This window comes from Paraconexibacter algicola (assembly GCF_003044185.1).
GTDB lineage: Bacteria > Actinomycetota > Thermoleophilia > Solirubrobacterales > Solirubrobacteraceae > Paraconexibacter > Paraconexibacter algicola.
On the sequence record NZ_PYYB01000001.1, the window covers coordinates 974,129 to 1,001,034 of the forward strand.

General features: G+C 75.5%; 32 protein-coding genes. 18 read left to right on the plus strand and 14 right to left on the minus strand.

The features are described 5' to 3' along the window. Positions 1-94 precede the first annotated feature (94 nt). Together C7Y72_RS04560 and C7Y72_RS04565 are read left to right on the plus strand one after the other, a co-directional pair. Positions 95-700: a uracil-DNA glycosylase family protein gene (locus tag C7Y72_RS04560; protein ID WP_107569608.1), complete on the plus strand. Its 606-nt coding sequence runs from the start codon at positions 95-97 to the stop codon at positions 698-700. Positions 701-704: 4 nt separating this feature from the next. Further along, entirely contained in the window at positions 705-1,256 is a 552-nt protein-coding gene (locus C7Y72_RS04565; protein ID WP_107567405.1) for a hypothetical protein, read from the plus strand. Between the two features lie 244 nt (positions 1,257-1,500). Here C7Y72_RS04565 and C7Y72_RS04570 read toward each other — a convergent pair whose 3' ends face one another. From C7Y72_RS04570 to C7Y72_RS04580, 3 genes are all read right to left on the minus strand, one after another. After that, complete coding sequence (locus tag C7Y72_RS04570; RefSeq protein ID WP_107567406.1) at positions 1,501-2,688, minus strand: ABC transporter permease; 1,188 nt, start codon at positions 2,686-2,688, stop codon at positions 1,501-1,503. Then, complete coding sequence (locus C7Y72_RS04575) at positions 2,681-3,361, minus strand: ABC transporter ATP-binding protein (protein ID WP_107567407.1); 681 nt, start codon at positions 3,359-3,361, stop codon at positions 2,681-2,683. The genes C7Y72_RS04570 and C7Y72_RS04575 overlap by 8 nt, the downstream gene beginning before the upstream one ends. Positions 3,362-3,459: 98 nt before the next feature. Then, the gene (locus tag C7Y72_RS04580; RefSeq protein WP_107567408.1) at positions 3,460-4,401 is read right to left on the minus strand and encodes a zinc-binding dehydrogenase; all 942 of its coding nucleotides are present in this window, start codon (positions 4,399-4,401) and stop codon (positions 3,460-3,462) included. Positions 4,402-4,421: 20 nt separating this feature from the next. Here C7Y72_RS04580 and C7Y72_RS04585 point away from each other — a divergent pair, with 20 nt between their 5' ends. Then, positions 4,422-5,144 (plus strand): DUF480 domain-containing protein, encoded by a 723-nt coding sequence (locus tag C7Y72_RS04585; RefSeq protein WP_158276643.1) that lies wholly within the window; start codon positions 4,422-4,424, stop codon positions 5,142-5,144. A 52-nt stretch (positions 5,145-5,196) separates the two neighbouring features. Beyond that, positions 5,197-5,901, plus strand: coding sequence for a hypothetical protein (locus C7Y72_RS23685; protein WP_199223854.1), 705 nt, complete (start codon positions 5,197-5,199; stop codon positions 5,899-5,901). 1 nt (position 5,902) lies between these two features. On the opposite strand, the gene C7Y72_RS04595 is transcribed toward C7Y72_RS23685, so the two are convergent. Further along, positions 5,903-6,604: a TVP38/TMEM64 family protein gene (locus tag C7Y72_RS04595; protein ID WP_107567411.1), complete on the minus strand. Its 702-nt coding sequence runs from the start codon at positions 6,602-6,604 to the stop codon at positions 5,903-5,905. A gap of 84 nt (positions 6,605-6,688) precedes the next feature. Between C7Y72_RS04595 and C7Y72_RS04600 the strand changes: the two genes are divergently transcribed. The 3 genes from C7Y72_RS04600 to C7Y72_RS04610 all read left to right on the plus strand — a co-directional run bounded on the left by C7Y72_RS04600 (position 6,689) and on the right by C7Y72_RS04610 (position 10,599). Beyond that, complete coding sequence (locus tag C7Y72_RS04600) at positions 6,689-8,206, plus strand: TolB family protein (RefSeq protein ID WP_107567412.1); 1,518 nt, start codon at positions 6,689-6,691, stop codon at positions 8,204-8,206. Continuing rightward, on the plus strand, positions 8,203-9,564 hold the full coding sequence (locus C7Y72_RS04605) for an NHL repeat-containing protein (RefSeq protein WP_107567413.1): 1,362 nt from the start codon (positions 8,203-8,205) through the stop codon (positions 9,562-9,564). Before C7Y72_RS04600 ends, C7Y72_RS04605 begins: the two co-directional genes overlap by 4 nt. Positions 9,565-9,756: 192 nt before the next feature. Further along, positions 9,757-10,599 carry an FkbM family methyltransferase gene (locus C7Y72_RS04610; RefSeq protein WP_158276644.1) on the plus strand — a complete coding sequence of 281 codons (843 nt, stop codon included), beginning with the start codon at positions 9,757-9,759 and terminating at the stop codon, positions 10,597-10,599. A 13-nt stretch (positions 10,600-10,612) separates the two neighbouring features. Here C7Y72_RS04610 and rlmD read toward each other — a convergent pair whose 3' ends face one another. Beyond that, on the minus strand, positions 10,613-12,001 hold the full coding sequence (gene rlmD, locus C7Y72_RS04615) for a 23S rRNA (uracil(1939)-C(5))-methyltransferase RlmD (protein ID WP_107567415.1): 1,389 nt from the start codon (positions 11,999-12,001) through the stop codon (positions 10,613-10,615). A gap of 21 nt (positions 12,002-12,022) precedes the next feature. Between rlmD and C7Y72_RS04620 the strand changes: the two genes are divergently transcribed. Beyond that, positions 12,023-13,204, plus strand: coding sequence for a hypothetical protein (locus C7Y72_RS04620; protein ID WP_107567416.1), 1,182 nt, complete (start codon positions 12,023-12,025; stop codon positions 13,202-13,204). Between the two features lie 3 nt (positions 13,205-13,207). Here the strand turns inward: C7Y72_RS04620 and C7Y72_RS04625 are convergent, their stop codons facing one another. Both C7Y72_RS04625 and argF read right to left on the minus strand, forming a co-directional pair. Next, positions 13,208-13,855, minus strand: a complete 648-nt coding sequence (locus C7Y72_RS04625; RefSeq protein WP_107567417.1) for a hypothetical protein — start codon at positions 13,853-13,855, stop codon at positions 13,208-13,210. 10 nt (positions 13,856-13,865) lie between these two features. Then, entirely contained in the window at positions 13,866-14,747 is an 882-nt protein-coding gene (gene argF / locus C7Y72_RS04630) for an ornithine carbamoyltransferase (RefSeq protein ID WP_107567418.1), read from the minus strand. A 21-nt stretch (positions 14,748-14,768) separates the two neighbouring features. Between argF and C7Y72_RS04635 the strand changes: the two genes are divergently transcribed. Next, entirely contained in the window at positions 14,769-15,551 is a 783-nt protein-coding gene (locus tag C7Y72_RS04635) for an endonuclease/exonuclease/phosphatase family protein (protein ID WP_107567419.1), read from the plus strand. Positions 15,552-15,587: 36 nt separating this feature from the next. Next, a complete protein-coding gene (locus C7Y72_RS04640; RefSeq protein ID WP_107567420.1) occupies positions 15,588-15,983 on the plus strand; it encodes a cupredoxin domain-containing protein in 396 nt (131 codons plus the stop codon). 23 nt (positions 15,984-16,006) lie between these two features. On the opposite strand, the gene C7Y72_RS04645 is transcribed toward C7Y72_RS04640, so the two are convergent. Genes C7Y72_RS04645 through thiO form a run of 4 tightly spaced genes read right to left on the minus strand, consistent with a single transcriptional unit; the run spans position 16,007 to position 18,642 of the window. Next, entirely contained in the window at positions 16,007-16,492 is a 486-nt protein-coding gene (locus C7Y72_RS04645; RefSeq protein ID WP_107567421.1) for an ester cyclase, read from the minus strand. Further along, entirely contained in the window at positions 16,489-17,283 is a 795-nt protein-coding gene (locus C7Y72_RS04650; protein WP_107567422.1) for a thiazole synthase, read from the minus strand. Before C7Y72_RS04650 ends, C7Y72_RS04645 begins: the two co-directional genes overlap by 4 nt. 4 nt (positions 17,284-17,287) lie before the next feature. Next, a complete protein-coding gene (gene thiS / locus C7Y72_RS04655; protein WP_107567423.1) occupies positions 17,288-17,497 on the minus strand; it encodes a sulfur carrier protein ThiS in 210 nt (69 codons plus the stop codon). Next, positions 17,494-18,642, minus strand: a complete 1,149-nt coding sequence (thiO, locus tag C7Y72_RS04660; protein WP_199223855.1) for a glycine oxidase ThiO — start codon at positions 18,640-18,642, stop codon at positions 17,494-17,496. The genes thiS and thiO overlap by 4 nt, the downstream gene beginning before the upstream one ends. A gap of 113 nt (positions 18,643-18,755) precedes the next feature. On the opposite strand from thiO, the gene thiE reads away from it, so the two are divergent. The 6 genes from thiE (at position 18,756) to C7Y72_RS04690 (ending at position 23,224) form a co-directional block, all read left to right on the plus strand. Continuing rightward, complete coding sequence (gene thiE, locus C7Y72_RS04665; RefSeq protein ID WP_107567425.1) at positions 18,756-19,445, plus strand: thiamine phosphate synthase; 690 nt, start codon at positions 18,756-18,758, stop codon at positions 19,443-19,445. Beyond that, entirely contained in the window at positions 19,432-19,989 is a 558-nt protein-coding gene (locus C7Y72_RS04670; RefSeq protein WP_146175258.1) for a hypothetical protein, read from the plus strand. Before thiE ends, C7Y72_RS04670 begins: the two co-directional genes overlap by 14 nt. A 9-nt stretch (positions 19,990-19,998) precedes the next feature. After that, positions 19,999-21,369: a dihydrolipoyl dehydrogenase gene (lpdA, locus tag C7Y72_RS04675; RefSeq protein ID WP_107567427.1), complete on the plus strand. Its 1,371-nt coding sequence runs from the start codon at positions 19,999-20,001 to the stop codon at positions 21,367-21,369. A gap of 42 nt (positions 21,370-21,411) precedes the next feature. Next, positions 21,412-22,077, plus strand: a complete 666-nt coding sequence (locus C7Y72_RS04680; RefSeq protein ID WP_158276645.1) for a DsbA family protein — start codon at positions 21,412-21,414, stop codon at positions 22,075-22,077. Beyond that, on the plus strand, positions 22,074-22,328 hold the full coding sequence (locus C7Y72_RS04685; RefSeq protein WP_107567429.1) for a hypothetical protein: 255 nt from the start codon (positions 22,074-22,076) through the stop codon (positions 22,326-22,328). Before C7Y72_RS04680 ends, C7Y72_RS04685 begins: the two co-directional genes overlap by 4 nt. A 212-nt stretch (positions 22,329-22,540) precedes the next feature. After that, on the plus strand, positions 22,541-23,224 hold the full coding sequence (locus C7Y72_RS04690; protein ID WP_199223856.1) for a sugar transferase: 684 nt from the start codon (positions 22,541-22,543) through the stop codon (positions 23,222-23,224). A 27-nt stretch (positions 23,225-23,251) separates the two neighbouring features. Here the strand turns inward: C7Y72_RS04690 and C7Y72_RS04695 are convergent, their stop codons facing one another. After that, positions 23,252-23,656 (minus strand): SRPBCC family protein, encoded by a 405-nt coding sequence (locus tag C7Y72_RS04695; RefSeq protein ID WP_199223857.1) that lies wholly within the window; start codon positions 23,654-23,656, stop codon positions 23,252-23,254. A gap of 34 nt (positions 23,657-23,690) precedes the next feature. On the opposite strand from C7Y72_RS04695, the gene C7Y72_RS04700 reads away from it, so the two are divergent. Beyond that, a complete protein-coding gene (locus C7Y72_RS04700) occupies positions 23,691-24,428 on the plus strand; it encodes a 2-oxo acid dehydrogenase subunit E2 (RefSeq protein ID WP_233243720.1) in 738 nt (245 codons plus the stop codon). Between the two features lie 22 nt (positions 24,429-24,450). On the opposite strand, the gene C7Y72_RS04705 is transcribed toward C7Y72_RS04700, so the two are convergent. Continuing rightward, positions 24,451-25,086, minus strand: a complete 636-nt coding sequence (locus C7Y72_RS04705; RefSeq protein WP_107567432.1) for a hypothetical protein — start codon at positions 25,084-25,086, stop codon at positions 24,451-24,453. 77 nt (positions 25,087-25,163) lie between these two features. Beyond that, complete coding sequence (locus tag C7Y72_RS04710) at positions 25,164-25,829, minus strand: hypothetical protein (RefSeq protein WP_107567433.1); 666 nt, start codon at positions 25,827-25,829, stop codon at positions 25,164-25,166. A 59-nt stretch (positions 25,830-25,888) separates the two neighbouring features. On the opposite strand from C7Y72_RS04710, the gene lipB reads away from it, so the two are divergent. Then, complete coding sequence (lipB, locus tag C7Y72_RS04715) at positions 25,889-26,575, plus strand: lipoyl(octanoyl) transferase LipB (RefSeq protein WP_107567434.1); 687 nt, start codon at positions 25,889-25,891, stop codon at positions 26,573-26,575. The last annotated feature ends 331 nt before the right edge of the window (positions 26,576-26,906 follow it).

The window sequence follows — 26,906 nt, forward strand, 5'->3', positions numbered from 1 at the left end:
GGCGCTACCATCGGTCGATGGCCGGTCGAGCGCCGCGCAAGTCGTGATGCAGGGCGAGGACGCAGCCCCGCCGCCGTCGAACAAGACGTCGCCGATGCCTGCGACCGACGACGAGATCCGGGAGAAGTACCTGGAGCGCGCGATCCGTGAGCTGAACACGCTCACGCGCGAGATCCAGGACTGCTCCGACTGCCCGCGCGGGAGCCTGATGCCGGTTCTCGGCTCCGGGCACCCGCAGGCCGACGTGTTCCTGCTGAAGCTCGCGCCGACCGCGGCGGAGATCGAGGAGGGCGTGGCGTTCTACGGCCGTGTCGGCACGGCGCTGATGAAGTCGCTGGAGCGGCTGCGCATCGATCCGCTCGTCGTGTACGGGACGCTGTGCGTGAAGTGCCCGGTCAGCGACACCGCCCTCGCCGACCCGGGGTGCATGGCCCGCGTGGTGCAGGAGCTCGCGATCGTGCAGCCGAAGATCGTGGTCGTGATGGGCGAGGAGGCGCTCGCCGTGCTGAACGACCTCGACGTGCCGCTCGCGCGGCCGGTAATCGCCGAGCCGGGCCGGGTGCAGGAGCTGACGCCGTCGATCGACGCGCTCTACACGCCCGACATCGACCACGCGCTCGACGAGGAGGGCGCCAAGCGCGCGTTCTGGTCGGCGTTCCGGGTCCTCGGCGATTGGTACGCCGACCTCCCGCCGTACTGAGTCGATGGTCGACGCGGGCGCGCTGCTCGTCGCGTTGGCGACCGGCGCGGGGGTCGTCGCGGCGACCCCGCTGGGGGATGTCCGCTGGAGCGTCGTGCTCGTGCTCGTCGCGACGGGCCTGCTCGCGGGCGCCGGGCTCGCCTCCGGGCAGGACGCGACGGCCACCGTGGTGCTCGTGCCCGCCGCGGTCGCGTTCGCGTGCGCGGGGATGCTGTTCGCGCGCGTCTTCCACGAGCCCGCGTTCGTGCTCGCGATCCCGCTGCTCGTCGCCGCGCTGGAGCTGGTCGGGGGCGACGTGCGGACCGATGCGACCGACACCGTCGACCGCGTTCTCGCCTCGTCGGTGTTCTTCCTCGCGGTCTTCGCGACCTGGGCGCGCCGCGACGGGCGCCTGCGTCGCGGGCCGACGCTCGTGGCGCTCGCCCTCGCCCCGGCTCTGGCGGGTCTCGTGGGGGACCTCGTCGACGGGTTCGGCACGGCGCCGATCGCGTTCGTGGCCGCCGCCCTGCTGGTGCCCAACGCCGACCGGCTCGTGCGCGAGCCGGCCGGCGCTTGACCCTGGGCGCACACACCGCGAACCGAGAGAGCGGCGGTGCGGAGCCCAGGCGGGGGACGGCTCCGCTGCGTGGCACCGTCCCCCGCCCGAGATCCGCGCCGCCGATGAGGAGCGGAACCGTCGCGCTGACTCGACCAGCTCCTCGGCGGTGATCGGGGGAGCTGCATCCTCCCGCGTCCGGCAGGCGTCTCCATCCGGGGAAACCCCGGATGCGCGCTCCGCAACCTGCCGCAGACCTGGGCGCTCAGGCGCGGGCGGCGCGCCAGGTCTCGCGCAGCGAGGCGCGCTTGCCGGTGCGCAGCGCGCCGCCGGCGTAGATGCGGCCCGCCAGCGGGATGACGACGGCGATCGCGGCGAGCATGAGGCCGACCGACAGCGCGATCTCCCAGGTGGCCGCGGCGTCCTGCACGATCCGCGAGGGCATGACGAGCGGGGCGCTGGGCGGCAGCAGGCTCGCGATCCGCGCGACGCCGCCCTCGGGGTCGCTCTGCGCGGCGAACGAGGCGAAGAACGCGGCCATCAGCACGAGGTTCATCGGGCCGGTCGCGGACTGCAGGTCCTCCTGGCGGGCGACCGTGGCCGCGAGCAGCGCGAACACGGTGGCGTAGAACGCGTACCCGAGCAGGAACCAGGGCAGGACCGCGAGGATCGCCGGCAGGGTGGCGTCGGGGAGCTCGACCGCCCCGGTCGCGGCGGCGACCCCCACCCCCAGGCCCGCCATCCCGAGCAGCTGGACGAGCCCGAGCGCCCCGATCCCGAGGATCTTCCCGGCGAGCAGCTGCCACGGCCGCACGGTCGAGAGCAGCAGCTCGACGACCCGGGAGGACTTCTCCTCGACGACCCCGGACGCGACCCAGTTGCCGTAGCCGATCAGCTGGAAGTAGAGGAGCAGCGCGACGACGAACGCGACGCCGGCGGCGGCCGCGTCGTCCCCGCCAGGGTCCAGCTGCGCGGTCCGGACCGGGCTCGGGTCGAGGATCCGGCGGACCTCGGCGGCGTCGGCGCCGCGCTCGCGCAGCGCGCTGGCGGTCCCGAGGTCGCGGGCGGTGGTCTGCACGAGCAGCGCCAGGTCGTCGTCGGGATCCTGCTCCGCCGACAGGGTGGCGCCGCGGTCGGTGAGGGCGGCGTCGGCGTCCCCGTCGGACACGGCGGCGCGCGCGGCGACCACGTCCGCGACGCGGTCGACGGTGAGCTCGACGTCGTAGGCGTCGGCGCGCGCCTGCAGCTGCGTGACGAGCGCGGCGGGCACGTCGGGCGTGACGGCGAGCGTCTGCTTGGACGGCCCGTCGAGGCCGAGCGCGCTCGGGACGACGACGACCGCGATGAGGATCACGACGGACAGCACCGTCGAGACGAGGAACGACCGCTCGCGGCCACGCTCGACGATCTCGCGCCGCGCGACCAGCCAGGTGGCTCCGCCGCGCTCAGGCACGGACGAGCTCCCGGTAGCGGGCGGGGAGGCCGGCGACCTCGCCGATGGTCACGACCTGGCCGCCCGAGACGATCGCGACCGCGTCGCAGAGCTTCTCGACGAGCTCGAGCTGGTGGCTGGAGAAGAGGACGGGGACGCCGGCTTCGGCGCGCTCGCGCAGGACCTCGGACATGAGGTCGACGCCGACGGGGTCGAGGCCGCTGAACGGCTCGTCGAGGATCAGGCACGCGGGGTCGTGCACGAGCGCGGCGGCGAGCTGGACCCGCTGCTGGTTGCCCAGGGACAGGTCCTCGACCCGGTCGTCGGCGCGGTCGGCGAGGCCTACGCGGTCGAGCACGGCGTCGGCCGCGTCCGCGGCGGTCGCGGCGTCCCGGCCGTGCAGGCGCGCGAAGTGGACGAGCTGTGCGCGGGCACGCATCCGCGTGTAGAGCCCGCGCTCCTCCGGCAGGTAGCCGAAGCTCGCGCGGTCAGCGGGCGTCGCGGGCCGACCGTCCCAGAGGACGTCTCCGGCGTCGGGCTCGAGGACGCCGAGCGCGATCCGCATCGTCGTGGTCTTTCCGGCGCCGTTGGCGCCGACGAAGCCGAGCAGCTGCCCGGCCTCGAGGGTCAGGGAGAGGCCGTCGAGGGCGACGCGGTCGCCGAACGCCTTCCGCAGCTCGCGCAGTTCCAGCACGCCCGCGGGATACCCACCGGACCGCCGGGGCGAACGGTCGACGCGGCGGTACGGGGCGGAAAACCCGAGCGTCGGACGCCCCGGAGACGGGTCCCGCGCTACAGCTCGAGGACGATCTTCCCGAGCTTGCCGCCCGCCGCGAACCGCTCGTAGGCGTCGTGGACCCGCTCCAGCGGGAACGTCTCGGCCACCGGGACGGTGAGCGCGCCACGGGCGAGCAGCGGCAGGACGCTGCGCTCCATCGCCCGCGCGGTCAGCGCCTTCTCCTCCAGCGGCCGGGCGCGCAGCGTCGAGGCGCGGATCGCGCCCCGCTTGGCCATCAGCGCCAGCAGGTTCAGCTCCGCCTTCCCGCCGCCGCCCACGCCGATCACGACGATCCGCCCGCCGGTGTTCAGCGCCTGCACGTTGCCAGGCATGTTGGGGCCGCCGACGAGCTCGAGGACGACGTCGAACGGGCCGTGGTCGGCGAACCCCTCGGGGTCCAGGACGACGTCGGCGCCGAGCTCGGCGACCCGGTCGCGCAGCTCGGGGTTGCGGACCGTCGCGGTGACGTGCGCGCCCGCGGCCGCACCGAGCTGGACGGCGGCGGTGCCGACCCCGCCCGCGGCGCCGTGGACGAGCAGCCGCTCGCCCGCGACGAGGCCGCTCTGCGTGAAGATCGCGTCGTGCGCGGTCGTGAACACCTCGGGCACGCCGCCCGCCCCGGGCCAGTCCAGGCCCTCGGGGACGGCCATCAGCTGCCGCTCGTGCACGACGCACAGCTCGCCCTGACCGCCGCCGCCCACGATCGCCATGACGCGGTCGCCCTCGGCGAAACGAGTGGCGCCTGGGCCGAGCTGTGCGACCTCGCCGGCGAGCTCGAGGCCGGGGATGTCGGCCGGGGAGCCGGGCGGGGCCGGGTAGAAGCCCTTGCGCTGCAGGAGGTCGGCGCCGTTGAGGCCCGCGGCCCGGACCCGGACGAGGACCTCCCCGGCGCCGGGGGTCGGGTCGGGGTGCTCCTGCACCGACACGGCACCGTCACGGATCGTCGCTGCTCTCATGGCCGACTACCCTACGCGCCGTGGATCCCGATGCCGTCGAGCTCCGCGTCCTGGGCTGCCTGATCGAGAAGCAGCGCACGACGCCGGACCAGTACCCGCTGAGCCTCAACGCGCTGCGCCTGGCGTGCAACCAGTCGACGAACCGCGACCCGGTGGTCGACTACGACGAGCACACCGTGCGGGAGGCGGCCCAGCGGCTCGGGCGGCGGCGCTGGTCGCGGCTGGCGAGCAGCTCCTCGTCGCGGACCGCGAAGTACCGGCACCTGCTCGACGAGGCGCTCGGCATCGGGCAGGACGAGCTCGCGCTGCTCGGCGTGCTGCTGCTGCGCGGCCCGCAGACTCCGGGCGAGCTGAAGGCGCGCAGCGAGCGGCTGCACCGCTTCGCGGACCTCGACGAGCTGCTGTTCACGCTGCAGAAGCTGATCGGCCGGGGGCACGTCGCGAAGCTCGAGCGGCGCCCGGGGCAGAAGGAGGAGCGCTACGTGCAGCTGCTCGGGGGCGAGGAGGAGGCCGGGGCCGACACGACGTCCGTGGCCGGCGCGCCCGCGCCCGTGACGACGCCGGGTGCGGCGGTCGTGTCCGACGCGCCGACGCCCGCCCCCACCCCGGTCCCCACGGCCGCGCCCGCGCCCGCCGACGACGCGCGGGTCGCGGCCCTCGAGGCGCAGGTCGCGCGCCTGCAGGACGACCTCGCGGCCGTCCGCGGCGAGCTGCGCGCGCTGCGCGAGGAGCTCGGCGCCTGAGCGCCGCGTGCGACTTGCGTCGTACGGCGGCCCCGTGAGAAGGTCCCGCCCCATGAGGATGAGGCTGGCGGCAGGGATCGTCGTACTGGCCTGCGCGGCCCTTCCGGGCGCGGCGCAGGCCCAGAGCCCGTGCGGCGGGTTCCTGCAGCGGCCGTGCCCGGCGCCCACGCCGACCCCGACCCCGGAGCCGACGCCGACGCCCACGCCGGAGCCGACGCCCGCCCCGGAGCCGGCGCCGCTGGAGGCGTCCCGGTACGCGGCGCTCGAGCCCGTCATGGCCGCCGCGGTCCCGGCGTTCAGCCCGAAGGCCACGCGCGCGCAGGAGCGGCGCTATCTGCGCCTCTGCCGCGACCTGTCGACCGACGACGCGCTGCTGCGCGACTACCGCCGCCACTGCCTGGCTGAGGTGGCCAGCGCGTCGGCGTTCGAGTGCTCCGGCAGCGCATGCGTCGGCGCGCTGCGCCGCGGCATCACCCGGCTGACGACCGAGATCGCGCGCGCCCGCGCGCTCGGACGCACGGCGACCCGGGAGGTGGAGGATCGCGCCTGCCGCAACGTGCTGCGCGTGCCCGCCAACGACATCGCCTTCCTCGGCGTGCTGCGGACCTACGCGCGGGAGCTGTCGCGTGCGAAGAGCCGCCGCGCGCTCGACCGGGCCGAGACCCGCTTCGACCGGGCCTCGCGCCGCCTCGACCCGCCCCGCAGCCCGGCGGCCCGGCTGACCGCGCTGCGGGCCCGTTGCGCGCCGCCGGCCTGAGTCAGGTCTCGGCGTCGACGACGGGCGTACGCCGGCGGTGGGCCCAGATGCCGGCGGCGACCGCGAGCAGCAGCGGCGTGAGCGCGGCCCACAGCCGCGGGTCGGACGGGTGCAGCGACTCGAGCCGCGAGCCGAGGTAGACGCAGGCGATGGTCAGCGGCAGGAACCCGATGACGGTCGTCCAGACGAACCGCCACAGCGACACCCTCGTCGCGCCGGCGACGTAGCCGATGAGGCTGAACGGGACGAGCGGGATCAGCCGCGCGGCGAGCAGCGCTCCCGCGCCGCCGCGGTCGACGACCGCCTCCGCCTTGCGGGCCCGCTCCTCGCCGACGAGGCGGTGGATCGCGGGCCGGCCCGCGTAGCGCCCGACGTAGTAGGTGCCGATCGCCGACAGCGTCCAGCCGGCCATCGCGATCGGCACGGCCGCCCAGAACCCGTACACGTAGCCCGAGGCGGCGCTGGGGATCTCCGACGGGTACGGCACGACGATGTGGACGAGCATGAACGCGTAGAGCAGCAGCACGCCCGCGACGCCGAGCTCGTCCAGCCGCTCGCGCACGAGGCCCGTGTCGCCGCGGAAGGCGGCCTGGGCCAGCTCGCGCAGATCGGGGACGAGCAGGACGAGCGCCACGAGCGCTGCCATCCCGCCGAGCGTGAACAGCAGCGCGGTCCGGGAGGCGCGTTCGGGCGGGAGACTCACCCCTCAATCATGGCGGACGCGCCGAGCTTCGACACCGGTCGCGGATCGTGGTTCGGGACGGCGCCGACGGGGTAGGGGCGCGGCATGGCTCCCCGTGCGCGATGGCTGGCCCTCCTGACCACCGCCGCTCTCGGCGCCGCGGCGCCCCCGGCCGCCGCGGAGGTCCGCTCCGGGTCCGCCCCAGACCCGGCGGGCGACAGCGCCGACCCGGCCCCTGCCCGCGACATCCTCGGCGCGCAGGCCGGCTACGACAGCGCGGCCGGGACGTTCGCGCTGCGGCTCACCCTCGCCGCGCCCGCCGACGCGAGCACCCGCTCGTTCGTCTTCGGGTTCGTCGGCTCGGAGGTCAGCGGCGGCTGCGGCTTCGCGGAGGGCGGCACGCCGACCACGCGTCTGGGCGGCGGGACCGTGTCCGGTGACGGCTTCGTCTGGAACGAGAACGCCGGAACCCCGACCGCGCCGCAGCCCGCGAACGCCGCCTACGACGGGGCGACCGTGTCGGCCTCGGTCACCAGCCCGTCGCTCGCCGGCCGCCCCTACACGTGCGTGCGCGTCTCGCTGCAGGAGCCCGGCGGCTCGGGCACCGTCTACGACAGCGTCGCGCTCTCGGTCCTGCCGCAGTCCCCGACCCCGCAGCCCACCCCGACGCCCCCGCCGACCCCCCAGCCGTCCCCGACCCCGGTCGTCACGCCGCCCAGCCCCGACGCGGACGCCCCACCGGTCCGCGGCTCGGACCGCACGAAGCGCGGTCGCGCGTCCGGCACCGTCATCTACGGCATCTGCGGCAAGAACCTCTGCCGCGTCGACCCGCGCACCCGGCGCCTGACGACGCTCTACCGGGCCCGCGGCAAGGACGAGTACCAGGGCGTCTCCGCCTCCCCGAGCGGCCGGACGCTCGCCTTCAGCTACGGCGACGACGTCTTCCGCGCCTCGCGCGACGGGCGCGGGCGCACGAAGATCGGCGAGGGCATCTTCCCCGCGGTCAGCCCCGACGGCCGCAACTTCGCGTGGATCCAGTACATCGTCACGCCGCTGTGCGTGCCGAACATCGACCTCGGCCTCCAGTGCCAGTACCCGCTCGCGCCGTCGCTGCAGCGCCGCGGCCCCGGGGAGGCGGACTCGACGACCGTCGAGACCCTCCTCGGCGAGTTCGCCTGGTACCGGGGCCGCACGTTCCTCGCCCCCGAGGACCCCGACGAGGGCGAGGCCGACTTCATCTGCGAGCTGAAGGACCGCACCGCCGGCAAGGACGAGGGCGACTGCCTGCGACCGGTCGCCGTCGACCCGGCGCGGTTCCTGTCCACCCCGTCCGTCTCGCCGGACGGCCGCTACCTGGCGGTGGTCAGCGAGCCCGTCCCCGCGGACTCGAGCAACGCGATCCGCAAGGGTCGGATCGCGCTCTACAGCCCGGCGACCGGCCGCTTCATCCGCTACCTGACGAGCTCCCGGCGCGACGACACGCCGATCTTCAGCCCCGACGGGCGGACCGTCGCGTTCAACCGCGGCAAGGACCTGCTGACCGTGCCGACGCGGGGCGGCTCGCCGTCGCTGGTGAAGCGGAACATGGCCCTGACCGGCCCGAGCTGGGCGAAGCGCCGATGAGCCCGCGACGCGCCGTCCGGCTCGCCGTCGCCGCCGGGCTCGCCGCCGCCCTCCCGGCGGTGGCCGCCGCGCCCGCGAGCGCCCAGCAGCTGCTGCGCAGCTGGGGGACGCTCGGGGACGCCCCGACCCAGTTCCGGGACATCAAGGACGTCGTCGCCGACGCGCGCGGCTACGTCTACGTGCTCGACGAGACGCTCGGCTCGAGCGGTCGCGTACAGAAGTTCACCGCCGACGGACGGCTGATCCGGACCTTCGGCCGGCCGAACGACCCGGACGACCAGCGGCGCACCGAGGAGCTGCCCGACGCGATCGACAGCGGCGAGTCGCTGGCGATCGGGCCCGACGGCACCGTGTACGTCGGCGAGGCCGGCCCCGACCGCGCCCGCGTGAGCGTCTGGAGCCCCCTGGGCGAGTACCGGCGGGCGTTCGGCTCCCGCGGCGACGGTCCCGGCCAGTTCCGCAGCGCCGCCGGCCTCGCCGTCGACGGGGCGGGCAACGTGCTCGTCGGCGACAGCAGCAACCAGCGCGTGGTGGTCTTCACCAACCCCGGCGCCTTCGCCGGGACGATCGGTGCGGGCACGAGCCTGTCCGCCGTCGACGAGCCCACGCTCGGCTCCACCGACGGCCTGACCTTCGGACCCAACGGGCTGCTGTACGTCGGCGACTCCCCGCAGGTGAAGCTGTTCCGGCCGACCGGCGAGTTCGCAGGCCTGTTCGGGCAGCGCGCCGACGACCCCGGCCCGTTCTTCCAGGACGTCAGCGACCTCGCGTTCGCCGGACCGGTCCTCTACGTCAGCGACCGGCGGCTCTCGCGCGTGCAGGCGTTCACGGAGACCGGCGGCTATCTCGGCCAGCTCGGCGCCGGCCCGGGCTCGCAGCCCGGCCAGCTGACCGAGCCGACGGCCGTGACCACGGACTGCCGCGGCGCGATCTACGTCGCCGACGCGGGCAACCGGCGCATCCAGAAGTTCGGGCCCGCGGGCGCGACGCCGTGCGGGGACGTCACGAACGACCCGCAGGAGCGGTTCCTGGTGAAGCTCGGCGGCCCGACCGTGCTGCGCTTCCGCGAGGACTTCGCGGCCGTCCCGCAGGTCACCTGCGACCGGCCCTGCACCGCGACGGTGACGGGCACGGTGCGGATCAGCGGGCGGCGCCGCGCGGTGCGCCTGGAGCCGGCGCGCGAGGTCATCAACGGCCCGGCGCCCGTCCGCGTGGCGGTGGCGCCCAGCGAGGCCGGCACCGACGCGATCACCGCCGCGCTGCGCCGCCGCAAGCGCGTCAGCGCGAGCCTGCGGCTGTCGGTGCGCGACCTCGCCGGCAAGACCGTCGTGCGCACCCGCGTCTACCGCCTGCGCTGACGCGGCGCCACCGGGCGCGGCGCCCGCCCAGCCGCGCCCCGCCGCGCCGCGCCGCGCCCCACCGCCCGCCGCGCCGCGCCGTGCCCCGCCGCAGGGCGTACTGGGTGATCTCGATGCCGGATATGGGTGCGCGATCACCCGGTACGCCGGGTCGTCGCGGCTCGCGGGGCGGGACCTGCGAGCATCCGGCCGGTGCCGGCCCACCCCGCCCGCATCGCGCGCTCCCGCGCCTACCGCCTCTACACCCGCTTCCCGCCGGCGCTGCGCGCGCGCCTGGAGGCCGACGGCGCGACGGGCGTGCCCCTGGCGCTCGTGCAGCGGCTCGTCGACCGTGGACCGGTCGAGGTCGCGGCCGGCGCGGCCCGCGGCGTGCTGCTCGACCCGCGGGCATTCCCGCTCACCCACGTGCAGGCGCACGGGGCGGTGCGCGGGACGCTCGAGCCCGAGGTGCAGGAGGCGCTGCGGCGCACCGTCGCGCCCGGGGACGTCGTCTACGACATCGGGGCGAACGTCGGCTTCTTCACGCTGCTGGCCGCCCGGCTCACCGGTCCCGGCGGGCACGTCGTGGCGTTCGAGCCGTCCCCGCCCGCGGTCGCCGGGCTGCGCGCGAACGTCGCGCTGAACGGGCTCGCCGTCACGGTGCGGGAGGCCGCGGTCGCGGCGACGCCCGGGCGGGCAAGGCTGCTGCAGGTCGGCGAGCACAGCTGGTCGCACCTCGAGGACCGTGGCCACCACCCCGGCACGACCGCGGTCGTCGAGGTCGAGGTCACGACCGTCGACGCGGAGGTCGCCGCCGGCCGGCCCGTCCCCGCGGTGGTGAAGCTCGACGTCGAGGGGTCGGAGGTCGCGGCGCTCCAGGGGATGGCGCGGACGCTCGCCGAGCACCGCCCCGCGCTCGTGATCGAGCTGCACGGCACCAACCACGAGGTGCTGGACGTCCTCGACGACGCCGGCTACCGCGCCGAGAACCTCGAGGGCCCGCAGCCGCTGCGCGACGCGGGCCCGGTCCACCTGCTCGCGCGCCCCGCGCGCTGAGCGCCGGCCCGCGTCAGTCCCGCGCGGGGTTCTGCACGCCGCCCGGCCCGGCCTCCAGCAGCGCGACGCACTCGATGTGCGGCGTCTGCGGGAACATGTCGACCGGCCGCACCCGGCGCAGCACGTAGCCGGCCTCGACGAGCTGGGCCGCGTTGGGGGCGAGCGTCGTCGGGTTGCAGCTGACGTAGACGATCCGCTTCGGCGCGGTCTCGACGATCCGCCGCACGACCTTCTGCGACAGGCCGGCGCGCGGCGGGTCGACCACGACGAGCTCCGGCTTCTTCGCCTTCTCCGCCAGCTCGCGGAGCGCGAGCCGCACGTCCCCGGCGAAGAACTGCGCGTTGGAGACCTCGTTGGCGCGCGCGTTGGCGATCGCGTCCTCGATCGCCTGCTCGATGATCTCCAGGCCCCAGACCTCGCCCGCGCGCTGCGACAGCACCAGCCCGATCGTCCCGATGCCGCAGAACAGGTCGTAGACGCGCTCCCAGCCCTTCAGGCCCGCGTACTCGGCGGCGACCGCGTAGAGCTTCTCGGCCATCTCGGTGTTCGTCTGGAAGAACGCCTCGGCGCTGATCGAGAACGTCAGGCCGCTGAGCTCCTCCTCGATCGCGGGGCGGCCCGCGACGAGCTCGGAGAAGCCGCCCTGCGTCGTCTCGCCCGTCCCGTCGACCTGCGTCCAGACGAGCGAGTCGCACGGCACCGCCGCCTCCAGCGACGCGCTGTCGAGCTCCCCGGGGGAGGTGACGAGGCGGACCTGCAGCTGCCCGGTGCGACGGCCCTCGCGGATCACGAGGTTGCGCAGGAACCCGAGCGTCGAGCGGCGGTCGTAGGCGGTCAGGCCCTCCGCCCGCGCCCAGGCGAGCACCTGCTCGCGCGCGGCGTTCGCGCGCGCCGAGCCGAGCTTCGACTCGCCGTCGACGATCGTCTCCCACGAGCCGGGGGCGTGGAAGCCGCAGACGAGCCCGCCCGGGGCGGTCGCGTCGACGCCGAACGAGTACTCGAGCTTGTTGCGGTAGCCCCACTGCTCGACCGCCGGGACGATCTCCTCCATCTCGAAGCCGTCGAGCTTGCCGATGCGCCGCAGAGCGTCCTCGACGTGCTCCTGCTTGTGCGCGAGCTGGACCGCGTAGGGCATGACCTGCCAGGCGGCGCCCGGGTGGTGGGCGACCGGCTCGATGCGGTCGGGGCCCGGCTCGAGGATCTCGAGCGTGCGCGCCTCCGCGTACCTGCGGTTGCGCTTCGTGACGACGGCGCGGACCCGGTCGCCCGGGATCGCGCCCTGGACGAAGACGACGTAGCCGCCACCGTGGCGCGCGACGCCGTTGCCGCCGTGGGCGAGCCGGTCGATCGTGAGCTCGAGCTCCTCCCCGGTCTGGGGGCGGGATGCGGCGGGGGCGTCCATGGCTGTCAGGATGGCAGCCCGATGGAGATGAGCGCCTACCGGGCCCGCGCCCAGGAGTACGCGACCGCCCTGGGCGGCGCGCACCACCGCCACTACGCGGGCGTCGACCCGACCTGGGAGCCGACGGCGATCCACGCCGCGTTCGCCGACGTGATGGCCGACGAGGCGATCGACCACCTCGCGGACCTCGCGCAGAACGGGAACGCCGGCGCGCGGCTGCTGTGGGGCTTCGCGGTCCGCAGTCGCCTGCGTGCGGTCGCCGCCCCGCACGACGCGCAGCGCGCCCGGCTCGAGGGCGCCAGCGGCCTCGCCGCGCTGACCGAGGAGCTCGCGGTCGAGCCGTCCCCGCTGCGCCGCCACGAGCTGGAGGAGGCGCGGATGACGATCGTCGCCGAGCAGCTGTCCGCCCCGGCCGCGGCGGCGCTGGACGCGGTGCGGCGGGAGATCCGGGCGCTCGGCTGGCCGTCGGCGCGCGCGCTGTGGACGGCGATGACGAAGGTCGACCTCGGGGCGCTCGGCCGTCACGCCGAGACGCTGCTGCGCGAGGAGTCCGCCCCCACCCTCGACGGGGCGCTGACGCGCGCCGACGGCCCCGCCTGGCACCGCGCCGCGTGGGCGGACCACCACTTCCCGGCGGACGGGCAGCTGGCGCTGCTGCACGACGCGCTGCGCCAGGCGGGTGCGGACCCGGACGCGCCGGGCTTCGCGATCGACGCGGAGCCGCGACCGGGCAAGTCGCCGCGCGCGTTCTGCGCCGCCGTGACGGTGCCGGGCGACGTCCATCTCGTCGTGCGCCCGGGCGCGGGGGTCGGCGCGGCGGAGTCGCTGTTCCACGAGGCGGGCCACGCGCTGCTGCTCGTCTCCCGTGATCCGTCGTGGCGCTTCGAGGAGCGTCACCTGCTCCCCGCCCACCTCGGCGAGGCGGCCGCGTTCGCGTTCGAGGCCCGGCTGCCGGACTTCGGCGACGAGCGGCTGCGCGAGCACCTGCGGCTACGCCGCATCCTGCGCCGCCGCCGTCAGGCCGCGCGGCTGCTGCACGAGCTCGACCTGCTCGACCGCGGCCCGGTGAAGGAGCTGCGCGAGCGGTACGCGCAGCGGATGGCGACGGCGACCGGCCTGGACTGGCCGGGCGCGCCGTGGCTCGTGGACGCCGACCCGCTGCTCACCGCCGCGGACTACGTCCGCGCCGAGCAGCTGCTCTGACCGTCAGGCGAGCTTCTTGTCGACCGCGCCGAGGACCGACTTGCGGTTCGCGTTGCGGGTCTCGTACTCGCGGACCTTCCGCAGGTCGGAGGCGTCGAGCTCCCCGAGGCGCGAGACGATCTGGGCGGCCGTCAGGTCGTCGTAGCCCTCGATCGGGAACGCGCCGCCGGGCGCCGGGAGCTTCGCCGCGCGGCGCACGCGGTCGGCGCCGCGCAGCGCCCGGTCGGAGCTCTTGACCGCGGTGTCGCGCACCTTGCGGGCGGCGTCGTCGAGGTCGGTGCGGCCTTTGTCGAGCAGGCCCTCGACCTCGGCGATCAGGTCGTGCGCCTGCTGGCGGCCGGTCGAGACGAGGCCCTGGACGAGCTGCTCGGCGTCGTCGCGGGTGAGCCGTCCGCGCGAGACCGCGTCGTCCATCGCCTCCTGCACGCGCTGGGCGGTGAGGACCACGCCACCGGCGAGGAGGTCGCGCAGCTGCGAGATGTTCGAGCGCAGCGCCTCGTCGCGCAGCGCCGCCGCCTCGTCGTCGCCGGGGGCCGCCTGGGCGACCGGTCGGCGGACGACCGCGGGGGCCGCGTCGTCGGTTCCCGTGCCGTCCGTCGACGCCCCGGAGGTGCGGCGCGTCGTTCCCTCGGACTGCTTGGGCTGCGGCATGTGCCTGATGCTACGCGACCGGCGCGAGCAGGAGCTCGAGCAGCGCCTTCTGCGCGTGACGGCGGTTCTCGGCCTGGTCCCAGATGCGCTGACGGTCGCCGTAGAGCACCTCGGCGGTGATCTCCTCGCCCGGGTGGGCGGGCAGGCAGTGCAGCGCAACTGCGTCGGGTGCCGCGAGATCGAGCAGCTCGTCATCGATCCGGTACGGGGTCAGGGCGGCGCGGCGGGCGTCCGCGGTCTCCTCGTCGCCCATGCTCACCCACACGTCCGCGTAGATCGCGTGCGCGCCCGCGACCGCCTCGGCCGGGTCGCTCGTCAGCAGCGCGCCGGTGCCCTCCTCCAGCTGGTAGCCGTCCGGCGCGGCGACCGCGACCTCGACGCCCGCCAGGCCGCCGAGCAGCGCCAGCGAGCGCGCCACGTTGTTGCCGTCGCCGACGTACGCGAGCTTCAGGCCGCGGACGTCGCCGAACGTCTCCTTCAGCGTCAGCAGGTCGGCGAGCGCCTGGCACGGGTGGTGGCCCGCGGTGAGCATGTTGAAGACCGTGATGTCGCCCTCCGCCGCGAGCTCCTCGAGCATCGCGTCCGGGCCGGTGCGCACGCCGACCGCCTGCACGTGCCGGCTGAGGATCCGCGCCGTGTCCTTCACCGACTCGCCGCGCGAGAGCTGCAGGTCCTCGGCGCGCAGGAGCATCGGGTGACCGCCGAGCTCGACGATCCCCGCCTCGAAGCTCAGGCGCGTGCGTGTCGACGGCTTCTGGAAGATCAGCGCCACGACCTTCTCGCGCAGCGCGTCGGAGGAGTACGGCGCGGCCTTCAGCGCGACGGCGCGGTCCAGGAGGGCGTGCAGCTCGTCGGCGCTCAGCTCGAGCCCGGTCAGGAGATGGCGGGGCATGGGCTGCGGAAGGATACGGGGGTGCGCGTCCTGAGCTGGAACCTCTTCCACGGCCGATCGCTCCCGGAGACCGAGCGGTCGCTGCTGCCCGAGTTCTCCGCCGCCCTCGCGGCGTGGCCGTGGGACGTCGCCCTGCTACAGGAGGTCCCCCCGTGGTGGGGGCCGCCGCTCGCCCGCGCGACGGGAGCACCGTGGGCACGCACGGCGCTCACCTCGCGCAACCAGCTGCTGTGCCTGCGCCGCGCGGTCGCGTCGCGCCGGCCGGGGCTGCTGGGCTCGTGGGGCGGCGGCGCGAACGTCATCCTCGTGCGCGCGTCGGCGGGCGTCGTGACCGACCACCGCCGGGTGCGCCTGACGCGCACGCCCGAGCGGCGCGTGGCGCACGCGGTCGCGCTGGCCGGCAGCCCGCTCGCCCCCGAGGGCGTCCTGTGGGTCGGCAACCTGCACGCCTCCCAGGCCGACCCGCTCGAGCGCGCCCGGGCCGACGGGGCGCGCGCGGAGCGGTGGCTGCTCGGCCTGCCGGGCGCCGGGCCCGCGGTCGTGCTCGGCGGCGACTTCAACGACCGCGAGCCGCCGCCCGGGCGACCGCTGCGCCCGGTCGCCTCGCGGAGTGTCGACCACGTCCAGGTGGGGGCGGCGCTGACCGCGGCGGCGGGCGCCGCGACGCTGCTGCGGCGCGCCCGCGAGGTCGACGGCGAGATGCGCCGGCTCAGCGACCACCCGCCGCTGAGCGTGGAGCTGCGCCGCGCCGAAGCAGGGAAACCGGTGTCCGAGGGTGAACCGGATGACACGCTGCGCCCGTAGGAGCAGTCGCCCCTCCCCACAGGAGAACCACACCACATGCGCAAGACCGCCGTCGCCCTCTCCCTCCTCGCCCTCGCCGGGTTCGCCGGCTGCGGCGACGACGACGAGGACACCACGAGCAACGCCCCTGCCGAGACCACGACCAGCCAGACCGGCGCCGCCCCGGCCCCCGAGGCCGCCCCGGGCGAGGTCATCATGAAGGGGATCCGCTTCCAGCCCGCCGAGATCACCGTGAAGGTCGGCGACACCGTCACCTGGAAGAACGAGGATCCCGTCGACCACAACGCCGTCGACGAGGACGGTGGCCAGTTCAAGTCCGAGCTGTTCGGCGAGGGCAAGACCTACGAGTTCAAGACCACGAAGGCCGGGGTCATCAACTACGTCTGCACCGTGCACCCGGGCATGACGGGGAAGATCACCGTCACCGAGTAGCGCGTCCGGGACGGGGGCCGCGACTAGCGGCCCTTGGTCCAGCCGAACCCGCGGAGCATGAGGAGCGCCCGCTCCCCCATCGTCCCGCGGGCCGGCAGCACGCCGAGCTGCACGGCCGCGTCGTAGCGGTCGAAGAAGCCGCGCACCCGCCAGACCCGCTCGCCGGGCTCGTCGAGCTCCACGTAGAAGACCGCGTGCAGCACGAGGAACCGCCCGGTGGCGGGCAGGCCCGCGAGCTCCTCCTTGTGGGTCGCGAGGAGCTTGACCGGCGCGCAGCCGTAGCGCCCGTCCGGGCTCCACAGCCGCTGCGCGGTCGCCTCCATGCGGGCGTCCGGGAACGCGTCCCACAGCCTTTGGGCGTGGCGGCCGAGCTCGCCGACCGACTCGATCGGCTGGTCGAGCACCGGGTCCTCGTAGTGGACGTCGGGCGTGCAGACCGCGCGGAATGCGTCCGGGTCGCGCGAGGACCACGCGTCCTGCCAGGCGTCGAGCAGCGCGTCGCGGCTCACTGTGCGGGGACCGAGTCGGGGTCGAGCTCCGGGCGCCCCTCGTGGGGCGTGGACGCCTGCGCGTAGGTGCGCCGGGGGATCCGGCCCGCCAGCCGCGCGAGCCGCCCGCCCTCGACGCCGGCGCGGATGGCGCGGGCCATGGCGACCGGGTCGTGCGCGCGGCTGATCGCGCTCGCGCACAGCACGGCGTCGCAGCCGAGCTCCATCGCCAGCGCGGCGTCGGAGGCGGTCCCGACGCCGGCGTCGAGGACGACGGGGACGGTCGCCTGCTCGACGATCAGCGCGATGTTGTACGGGTTGAGGATCCCCTGACCGGAGCCGATCGGGGAGCCCAGCGGCATCACCGCCGCGCAGCCGACGTCCTGCAGCCGGCGGGCGAGGACCGGGTCGTCGGTCGTGTACGGGAGGACGGTGAAGCCGTCGGCGACGAGCTGCTCGGCCGCGAGCAGCAGCTCGGGCGCGTCGGGCAGGAGCGTGCGCTCGTCGCCGATGACCTCGAGCTTGATCCAGTCGGTCTCGAACGCCTCGCGCGCGAGCTGCGCGGTGAGCACGGCGTCGCGCGCGGTGAAGCAGCCCGCCGTGTTGGGCAGCAGCGCCACGCCGCAGTCGTCGAGCGTGTCGACGAGCGAGCCGCGCATCGCCGGGTCGATCCGGCGCAGCGCGACCGTGACCATGCCGGTGCCGCTGGCCCGGACGGCGGCGGCGAGCGTCTCCATCCGCGGGAAGCCGCCGGTGCCGAGGACCAGGCGGGACGGGAACGGGCGGTCGGCGATCAGGAGCTGGTCGTCCACGCCCTCATCCTCCCTGAACGGCGCCGACGACCTCGACGCGCGTCCCGTCCGGGACGGTGGTGGTCGTCCACGCGCCGCGCGGCACGACGGTGGCGTCGAGCGCGACCGCGACGCCGCGGCCGTCGGGGTCGACGCCGGCGACGCGCCGGACGAGGTCGGCGACGGTCAGTCCGGGCTCGAGGTCCGGGGCGTCCTGGCCGTTGACGGTGATCACGCGGCGACGCTCGCCGGGTCGAACCGCTCGGGGGCGACGGCGGGACCGGCGGCCGGATCGGTGGCGCCGCGCAGGCCGGCGGCGACGACGTCCGCGGTGACGGGCGCGAGGAGCACCCCGCCGCGGTGGTGCCCGGTGGCGAGGTGCAGGCCCGGCGCGTGCGGGTGGGCGCCGAGCAGCGGCGTGTTGTCCGGGGTGCCGGGGCGCAGGCCGGCGACGGTCTCGGCGACCGCCAGCTCGAGGCCGCCGGGCACGACCTCGTGGAGGTCGCGCAGCAGCTCGTGGAGGCCGAGCGCGGTGACCTGCGTGTCGAAGCCCTGCTCCTCCATCGTCGCGCCGAGGATGACGGTGCCGTCCTCGCGCGGGACGAGGTAGCCGCTGTCGAACCGCACGACGCGCTGCAGCAGCGGCGGCTCGCCCGCGCGCGCCGGGTGCAGGCGCAGCAGCTGTCCCTTGACCGGCCGGACGGGCACGCGCACGCCGTGGTCGCGCAGCGGCGCGGCGGCGGCCGCCGACCAGGCGCCGGCGGCGAGCACCGTCGCGCCCGCGCGCACCTCCCCGACCCCGGTGACCGCGGCGCCGTCGGTGCGCAGGACGAGGTCGCCGGCGTGCTCGCGCAGCTCGACGGCCGGGTGCGCGCGCAGGGCGGCGAGCAGCGCCGCGACGACCGCGCGCGGGTCGACGACGTGGTCGTCGGGCGCGTGCAGCGCGCCGCGGATCGTCGGTGCGAGCGCGGGTTCCATGCGGCGGGCCTGGGAGGGCAGCAGCGACGCGACGGGCGCGCCGAGCTCGGCGCGGATCGCGGCCTCGCGGACGTTGGCCTCCGCCGCGTCGCGGTCGCGCGCCACGACGAGCGTGCCGGTCTCGCGGTAGCCGACGTCGACGCCGGTGGCGTCCTGCAGCTCGCGGGCGAACGCGGGCCAGCGGCGTGCCGAGTCCAGCCCGAGGGCGAGCAGCGCGCGCTCCCCGGCGTCCGCCTCGGCGACCGGGGCGAGCATGCCCGCGGCGACGTGGCTCGCGGCCGCGCCGGCGGCGCCGCGCTCGAGCACGACGACCCGCGCCCCGTCGCGGGCGGCACGCCAGGCGACCGCCAGACCGGCGACGCCGGCGCCGAGCACCGCGACATCAGGGAGGGGCGAGGACACGCCCGTCCATCGTAGCCCGCGCCCCCGCCCGGCCCGGGGACCGCGACCGGCGCCGACGGCGGCACGGCCGGGCATCGCGCGGGGCCGCAGCCACGTACCCTGGGAGATCGCCGATGGCCGAGCTGTCCCGCACCGAACGCCTCGCGCGCCTGGACCGGGCGCGGCTCTATCTCGTCACCGACGCCGAGCCCGGCGCAGGACCGCTCGCCGACGTCCTCGTGCGTGCGCTGCACGGCGGGGTCGACATCGTGCAGCTGCGGATGAAGGACGCCGACGACGACGCGATCCGCGCCGCCGCGCAGGTCGTGCGGCGGGTCGTGCACGAGCACCGGGCGCTGTTCGTGCTCAACGACCGGCCGGACCTCGCCAAGGAGGTCGGGGCCGACGGCGTGCACGTCGGCCAGGACGACCACTCCGTGGAGCAGGCGCGCGCGCTCGCCGGCCCGTCGCTGCTCGTCGGGCTGTCGACGCACGCGCCCGACGACCTCGACGGCGCCTGGCTGGACCGCGCCGACTACGCGGGCGTCGGACCGGTCCACGCCACGCCGACGAAGCCCGGGCGGCCCGCCGCGGGCCTCAAGTACGTGCGCCACGCGGCCGCGTCGGCGGCGACGCTCCCCTGGTTCGCGATCGGCGGCATCGACACGACGAACGTCGCCGCCGTGCGCGCGGCGGGCGCGACCCGCATCGCGGTCGTCCGCGCGATCGCCGACGCGCCCGACCTGGACGCGTGCGGTGCCGCCGCACGCGCGCTGCGCGCCGCCATCACCCAGACGCAGGAGGACCCCGTTGGGACGCCGTAGCCGCAAGTCCGGGCAGGCCGCCCCCGAGAGCGTGCGGCGGACCCCGCCGCCCGGCCTGGAGCGCGCCAAGCCGGACATGCGCGCCCAGTACGCGAGCCGCTCCGCGAAGTCCGAGGCGCGCAACGCCGAGGTCCGCGCGAAGCTGCGCCCGCTGGCCCCCGACGAGCACCCGCGCCCGCTGAAGTTCGGGATCGCGACGTGCCTGGTCCTCGCGATCTCCAACGTGACGCTCGCGCTGTCCGGCTACGAGCTGCAGAACTCCGACACCGACGGCGCCAACGCGTACGTCGGGGTGACCGCGTTCAGCATCATCCTCGTCGTCGCCGCGGTCGGGATGTACAAGCACAAGTACTGGGCGATCCTCGGCTTCCAGGCGCTCCTGGCGCTCACCGTGCTGATCGCCGGACTGTCCGTCGTCGTCGCCTCCAACGTGCTCGCGCTCGTGCTCTGCCTCGCCGTCATCGCGTACGGCGGCTGGCTGTTCTGGTCGATGATCCGCGTGATGGCCCGCGTGCAGATGCCCGAGGCTCGTCGGCCTCGATAGGCTCGATGCATGGCTGACTCCTCGTTCGACTGCATCGTCATCGGCTCGGGTCCCGGTGGCTACGTCACCGCGATCCGCGCGGCGCAGCTCGGTCTCACGACCGCCTGCATCGAGAAGGGGGACGTCGGCGGTCGCTGCCTGAACGTCGCCTGCATCCCGGCGAAGGCGGTGCTCCGCGTCGCCGACATCGCGCAGGAGGTCCGCGAGGCCGGCGAGTTCGGCATCAAGGTCTCCGAGCCGGAGATCGACTACTCGGCCGTGTCGGACCGGCGGCTGAAGGTCATCAAGACGCTGACGGGCGGCGTGTCCGGGCTGCTGAAGAAGAACGGCGTCGAGTACGTCGAGGGCTTCGCGTCGCTGCTCGGCGACGGCAAGGTCAAGGTCGGCGACGACACGCTCAGCGCGAAGCTCATCATCCTCGCGACCGGCTCCGTGAAGAAGCCGATCCCGGGCACCGAGTTCGGCGGCCGCGTCATCGGCACCGAGGAGGCCTGGGCGCTGGACGAGCTGCCGAAGACCCTCGCGGTCGTCGGCGCCGGCGCGTCGGGCACCGAGATCGCCTCCGCGTACGCCCGCCTCGGCGTCACCGTGCAGCTGTTCGAGGGCCTCGACCGCGTGCTCCCCAGCGAGGACGCGGACATCTCCAAGATCGCGGCGCGGCAGTTCAAGAAGACCGGGATCGACGTGCACACGTCGACGTTCGTGGAGAACGTCCAGACCTCCGACGAGAAGGTCACCTTCACCTACGGGGGCACCGAGGGCGAGGCCGACTGGCTCGTCATCGCGGCCGGCCGCGGCCCGGACGTCGAGGGCCTCGGCCTCGACACCGCGGGCGTCAAGCTCGCCGACAACGGCCTGATCGACGTCGACGAGTACGGCCGCACGAGCGTCGAGGGCGTGTACGCCATCGGCGACCTCGTCCGTGGCCCGGCGCTCGCCCACAAGGCCAGCGAGGAGGGCGTCATCGCGGTCGAGCACTTCACCGGCACCCCGACGCACCCGCTCGTGCACGTCGACATCCCGCGCGCCACCTTCTGCCTGCCGAACGTCGCCTCGTTCGGCCTCACCGAGGAGCAGGCCAAGGAGGCCGGGCACGATGTCGTCGTCGGCAAGGTCCAGTACGGCGCGGTCGGCGCGGGCGCGGTCTACGGCGACCGCACGGGCCTCGTGAAGATCGTCGGCGACAAGAAGTACGGCGAGATCCTCGGCGCGCACATCGTCGGCGCGAAGTGCACCGAGATGATCCAGGAGATCGTCAACGCCAAGGCGCTCGAGGGCGGCTACCCCGAGCTCGCCCGGCAGATCCACGGCCACCCGACGATGAGCGAGGCCGTGCTCGAGGCCGCCCGCGCGGCCGACGGCTGGCTCATCCACGGGTGAGGGTTCGCGACGACGTCGCTGCCCGGGGTCGGGTGTCGGACCGTGGCTGAGCGGGACGACGACGTGCTCCGGGTGATCCGCCCGCAGGACGGTCCCGCCGCGACGCCCGCGGACGTCGAGGACGCGGAGTTCGGCGACGGCGTCCGCTTCTACTACGACTTCGCCACGCCGGACAGCTACCTCGCGATCGAGCGGCTCGTGCACACCCTCGGGGTCGTGCCCGAGCTCATCCCCGTCCGCCGGCGCGACCTCGCCGACCCCGCGACACTGCACCCCGCCCCGGGGGACGTGGCGGCGCGCAGCGCGATGTCCGACGTCGTCGCGGGCCGGCACCTGCAGCCGCTGCGCTGGCCGGCCGCCTGGCCGTTCGACGACGAGCTGGCGCTGCGGGCGGCGACGTACGCGCGCGGCATCGGCAAGGTGGCGGCGTTCTCGCTCGCGGCGCTGCGCCAGGCCTACGCGGGGGGCGCGGACCTCGGCGCCGAGCAGACCGTGCTGCTGGCCGCGGCCGCCTGCGAGATCCACCCGCGGGCGCTGCTCGTCGGCGTCGGGACGCGGAACGTCGCGGCCGCGCTGGACCGTGCGGGCGAGACGGCGCGCGCCGACGGGGTGCGCGACCTGCCGTCCGTGGTGGTCGGGGACGCGGTGTTCGTCGGCGACGCCGGCCTGGACGCGGCCGCGGCCGCGATCGACGCGTCCGTGGCGTGAGGGCGGGCCGCGCGTACGAGCTGCTCGTGACCCGGGGCGGTCGCGGCTGGCGGATCCTCGCGCCCCCGGACCGGGTGGACCACCTCGAGGTGGTCGAGATCGACAGCGGCGAGGTCGTCCTCTTCTGGGACTGCCTGCCCGCCGACGCAGCCCGCATGGCACGGGCGCTGCGCGCCGATCTGGCGCAGCTCGAGGCCGACGAGTTCCTCGATCGCTGGACGGCGATCGAGTCGGCCTCCGACCTGCCGTAGCGATCCCACGACGCCGCTGACCGATCGGGTCCCGGCGGGTCCTCCGATCGGGCGACCCGAACCGGCGTTCGGGCCGATGCACCGATGTTCTGTCGGAGGACCGCGGAGCGCCCGCACGACCCTCCCGTCCGGTGATGGGGCGGGGCTTGCCGGGCGCCGATCCTTTCCCTGCAGGCGAACACCACCGTTCAGCTCCTGGCAGGGAGGACCAGATGCTCACGCTCACCACGCCCCTCGACGCACCCCCGACCGCCCCGCGGCACGCCGTGGAGCCCGCACCCGCACCGCAGGCCTCGGCCCTGCGCTTCGCGGTCAAGCACGCCGCCGGCTGGCTCCTGGCGCTCGTCGCCGTCGTGGTGCTCCTGCCGCTCCTCCTGGTGATCGCCGCCGCGGTCAAGGCCTCCTCCCCCGGCCCGGTCCTCTACCGCCAGCGCCGCGTCGGCCGCGACGGCCGCACGTTCGACATCCTGAAGTTCCGGTCGATGGGGCCCGCCCCCGTCGAGGCGCGCGACTTCCGCCCGACGGCCGGGAGCGCGCCCGGCGGCGTCGAGGGCACCGACCGTCGCACCCCGGTCGGCAAGCTGCTGCGCCGCACCTCGCTGGACGAGCTGCCCCAGCTCCTGAACGTCCTGCGCGGCGAGATGGCGCTCGTCGGCCCGCGGCCGGAGCGCCCCGAGTTCGTCGAGCAGTTCAGCGCCGAGGTCGACCGCTACGCCGACCGCCACCGCGTCCGCGTGGGCATCACGGGCTGGGCGCAGGTGAACGGGCTGCGTGGCCAGACGTCGATCGCCGACCGGGCCGCCGCCGACAACTGGTACGTCGACAACCACTCGCTGTGGCTCGACGTCAAGACGCTCGCGCTGACCGCGCGCGCCGTCTGCCGCGCGGCCGAGTAGCACCGCCCCCGTGGCGCGCGTCGCGGCTCAGCGGCCCGCGGAGGGCCGCTCTGCGACCCGCGCGAGGCGACGGACGAGCAGCGCGACCACCGGCCCGTAGGTGCGGGCCAGCAGCGCCTCCACCGGGGCGGGTGCGCGGAGCTGCACGGCGACGACCGCGCCGCGCTCGAGCGGCTCCACGACGTGGTCCATGAGGATCCCGCCGACGTCCCAGGTCCAGCTGCGCCCCTCCTCCACCGCCGTGATGCGCGCGGGGACGGGCACCACGCCGAGCAGCCGCGCGGCGCCGCGCGCGCCCTCGCGCACCTCGGGCTCGCCGAGCCCCCAGGCGCCCCGGACGTGCGGGGCCCAGTCCGACCAGCGGTCGGGCCGGGCGAGCAGCGCCCACGCGGTCGCCGCGTCGGCGGCGGTGTCGGCCTGGTAGCGGAGCACTGCCCGGGATACGCCCCGTACTAGGCTGAGGCTCATGGCCGACCCGCAGCAGACCGCCGCCCCCGCCTCCCCGCCGGCCCCCGGTGTCGGGCTCGCGAAGGGCGAGGTGACCGTGCAGGAGCTGACGCGCGTGCAGCAGCTGATCGCGCGCCGCGCGGCCGAGTCGCGCGCCACGGTCCCGAGCTACGACGTGACGGTCGCGGTCGACGCGGAGGCGCTGCTGGCGCTGCGCGAGCGCCGTCGTGCCGCGCAGGAGCCGGTCCCGACGATCACCGAGCTCGTCGTGGGGGCGGTCGGTCGCGCGCTGCGGGAGCACCCGCGGCTCAACGGCGCCTACCGCGACGCGCGCGTCGAGCTGCACGAGCGGGTGAACGTCGCGGTCATGGTCGGCACGCCCGAGGCGCTGTACGCGCCCGTGATCGTCGACGCCGACCGCGCGACCGTCGAGGAGATCGGCGACCAGCTGCGCCGCCTGGCCGCGCGGGTCCGGGAGGGCGAGATCGAGGCGCGCGAGCTGAGCGGCGCGACGTTCACGGTCGCGAACCTCGGCATGCACGGGGTGGACCGCTTCGCGGCGGTGATCACGCCGCCGCAGGCCGCGATCCTGTCGGTCGGGGCGGCCGCGCCGCGCGCCGTGGTGCGGGATGGCGCGGTGGTGGCGCGCGCGACGATGGACCTCACGCTCTCGTGCGACCACCGCATCGTCTACGGCGAGCACGCCGCCGCGTTCCTGGCGCGCGTGCGGGACCTGCTGGAGCGCGCGGAGATCTGAGCGGCCGGGTCGCCCGCCGCGCTCAGCGGCGCGGCTTCAGGGCGTCGAGGATGTCGGAGACCGTGTTGGTGACGCCCTGCACGGTGTCCCCGACGACCTGACCGGTGTCGTCGACGGTCTGCCCGAGGGTCGGGCTGACGGGGTCGAGCTTGGCGCCGACCTCGCTGACGGTGGTGTCGAGTGCGCCGCCGAGTCCGGCGCCGACTTCGCGGACCACCTCGGTGGCCGGGCGACGGCGGGCGGGCTTCTTCTGCGCGGGCGCGGTCTCGCCGGGCCCGTCCCCCCACTCGCGGGCGGGCATGACGGCGCCGTTGCCGGTCACCTTGCGCGCGGGTCGGCGGGTGACCTCGACGTGCGTGTCGGTCGGCGCCGGGATCGCCTGCGGGACGGCGGTGCGCCGCGGGGCGCGGACGGCCGCGCGGGCGGTCGGCGGGGCCTCCGGGACGACGAGGGCGGTCCGGGCGGCGACGGTGTCGGCCTGCACGGGGACGCCCGCGTCGGCGAGCATCGCGGCGGGCGTGTCGGGCAGCTGCGGGGCGCCACCGGGCCAGCCCTTGAAGGCGACGACGGTGCTGACCGACGCGAGCAGCAGGACGCCCACGAGGACCAGGCTCATGCCGGTTCCCAGGGAGGCGAGGATCACGCGCGTCGGCCGCATCTCCTCGCGTACTCGGCCCGCGCGCGCGGAGGCTTGAGCGTTCGGCCCCGAAGTTGGCGCGGTAGCGCTTACGACGTTCAGCCGCCGCCGCGGCGGCCGGGGTTGTCCGGCCCGGCGAACCGGGAGTTCGGCTCCTGGCTCGTGTCGACGCGGATCCCGGGCGGGCTCTGATCGGTCTGCACGAGCAGGCAGAGGTGCTTGGACGGGTCCGGCCCCGGGATGCAGGTCCGGTACAGGTCCGGGCCGGCCATGTAGGTGTCCGCCCGCTCGATGTTCGCGCGGAACTCCGGCGGCGCCTGGTTGGCCACGTAGCGCCGGACCGCGGCGGACTGCGCGGAGAAGTCCTGCTCGCGGTCGACGATGTCGTCGTGGTGCGCGAGGCCGAGGACGAGCAGCAGGGCGGCGAGCGCCCCGAGCAGCCCGGTGCCGGCGCGGTCGACCGCGACGTCCTTCGGCAGACGCGGCACGCGGCGGCGCAGGAGCCAGCCGGCGACCGGGGCGCCGACGGCGACGACCGCGAGGTTGAAGAACCCGCAGAGCAGGAAGGCGGGCAGGACGCCGATGCCCTCGCCGGCGATCGGCCGCCAGTGCAGCATCACGGCCTCGAGCGTGGTCAGCGCGTAGAACGCGGGCCACATCGTGGCGCCGGCGAGACGCCAGCGCAGCCGCGACCGCCAGAGACGCTCGACGGGCTCGTCGTCGAGGTCGTCGTGCAGCGGCGGGTTCGGGGCGGCGTCGGCCACCCGACGAGGGTCGCACACCGGCCGTCGGGCCGCCCACGGCGGTGTGCCACGATCCGTGGATGGGCGAACCGCTGCGCGTCGTGCGACTGGGGACCGTCGAGTACCGCCAGGCCCTGGCGATCCAGGAGCGCCTGCGCGAGGCGCGCCAGGCGGACGAGGTCCCGGACACGCTGCTCGTCCTCGACCACCCGCCGGTGCTGACCGTGGGGCGCCGTCGCGGCGAGGGCGACCTGCCGATGGGCGCCGCCTGGTACCTGGGGAACGGGATCGACGTCGTCGAGGTCAATCGCGGCGGCAAGGTCACCTACCACGGGCCCGGCCAGGTGGTCGGCTATCCGATCATGCGCGTCACCGACGTGGTCGGTCTGGTCCGCGACATGGAGCAGGCGCTGATCGCCGCGCTCGCCACCGAGCACGTGCCGGCGCACAGCCGCACCTGCGAGGGCCCGGACTTCACCGGCGTGTGGGTCGAGGACCGCAAGATCGCGTCGATCGGCGTGCACGTCGCCAAGGGCGTCACGATGCACGGCTTCGCGATCAACGTCAGCAACGACATGCAGCCGTGGAACTGGATCGTGCCGTGCGGCCTGAGCGAGGTCCAGATGACCTCGCTGTACCTGGAGAACGGCCGCCCCGACCGCCTCTCCCCGTTCACGGACGCGATCGTCGCCGCGTTCGCGCAGCGCCTGGACCGCGAGGTCCAGGAGACCGACGCCGCCGCGCTCGGCCAGCTCGTCACCGGCTGATCGGGAGCGCCGGGCGCGCCCCAACGCACGGCCGTACTGGGTGATCTGCGTGCCATATCTGGGCTCGGGCTCGCCCAGTACCGCGCGGTGCGCGCCACGTGCCGTCGTACTGGGTGATCTGCGTGCCACATGTGGACCTGCGATCACCCAGAACCGCGGACCCCGCGCCGCGAGCGTGCGCCGGGGCGTCCCCTGACGCCCGCCGCGCCCGAGCGCCACCGCGCGCGCCCGCCGGCCCGCCCGCACGGCCGAACTGGGTGATCTGGATGCCGGATATGGGCCGCAGATCACCCAGAACCGCCCGGGTCGGGCCGGGCGCGCCCCGGCGAAC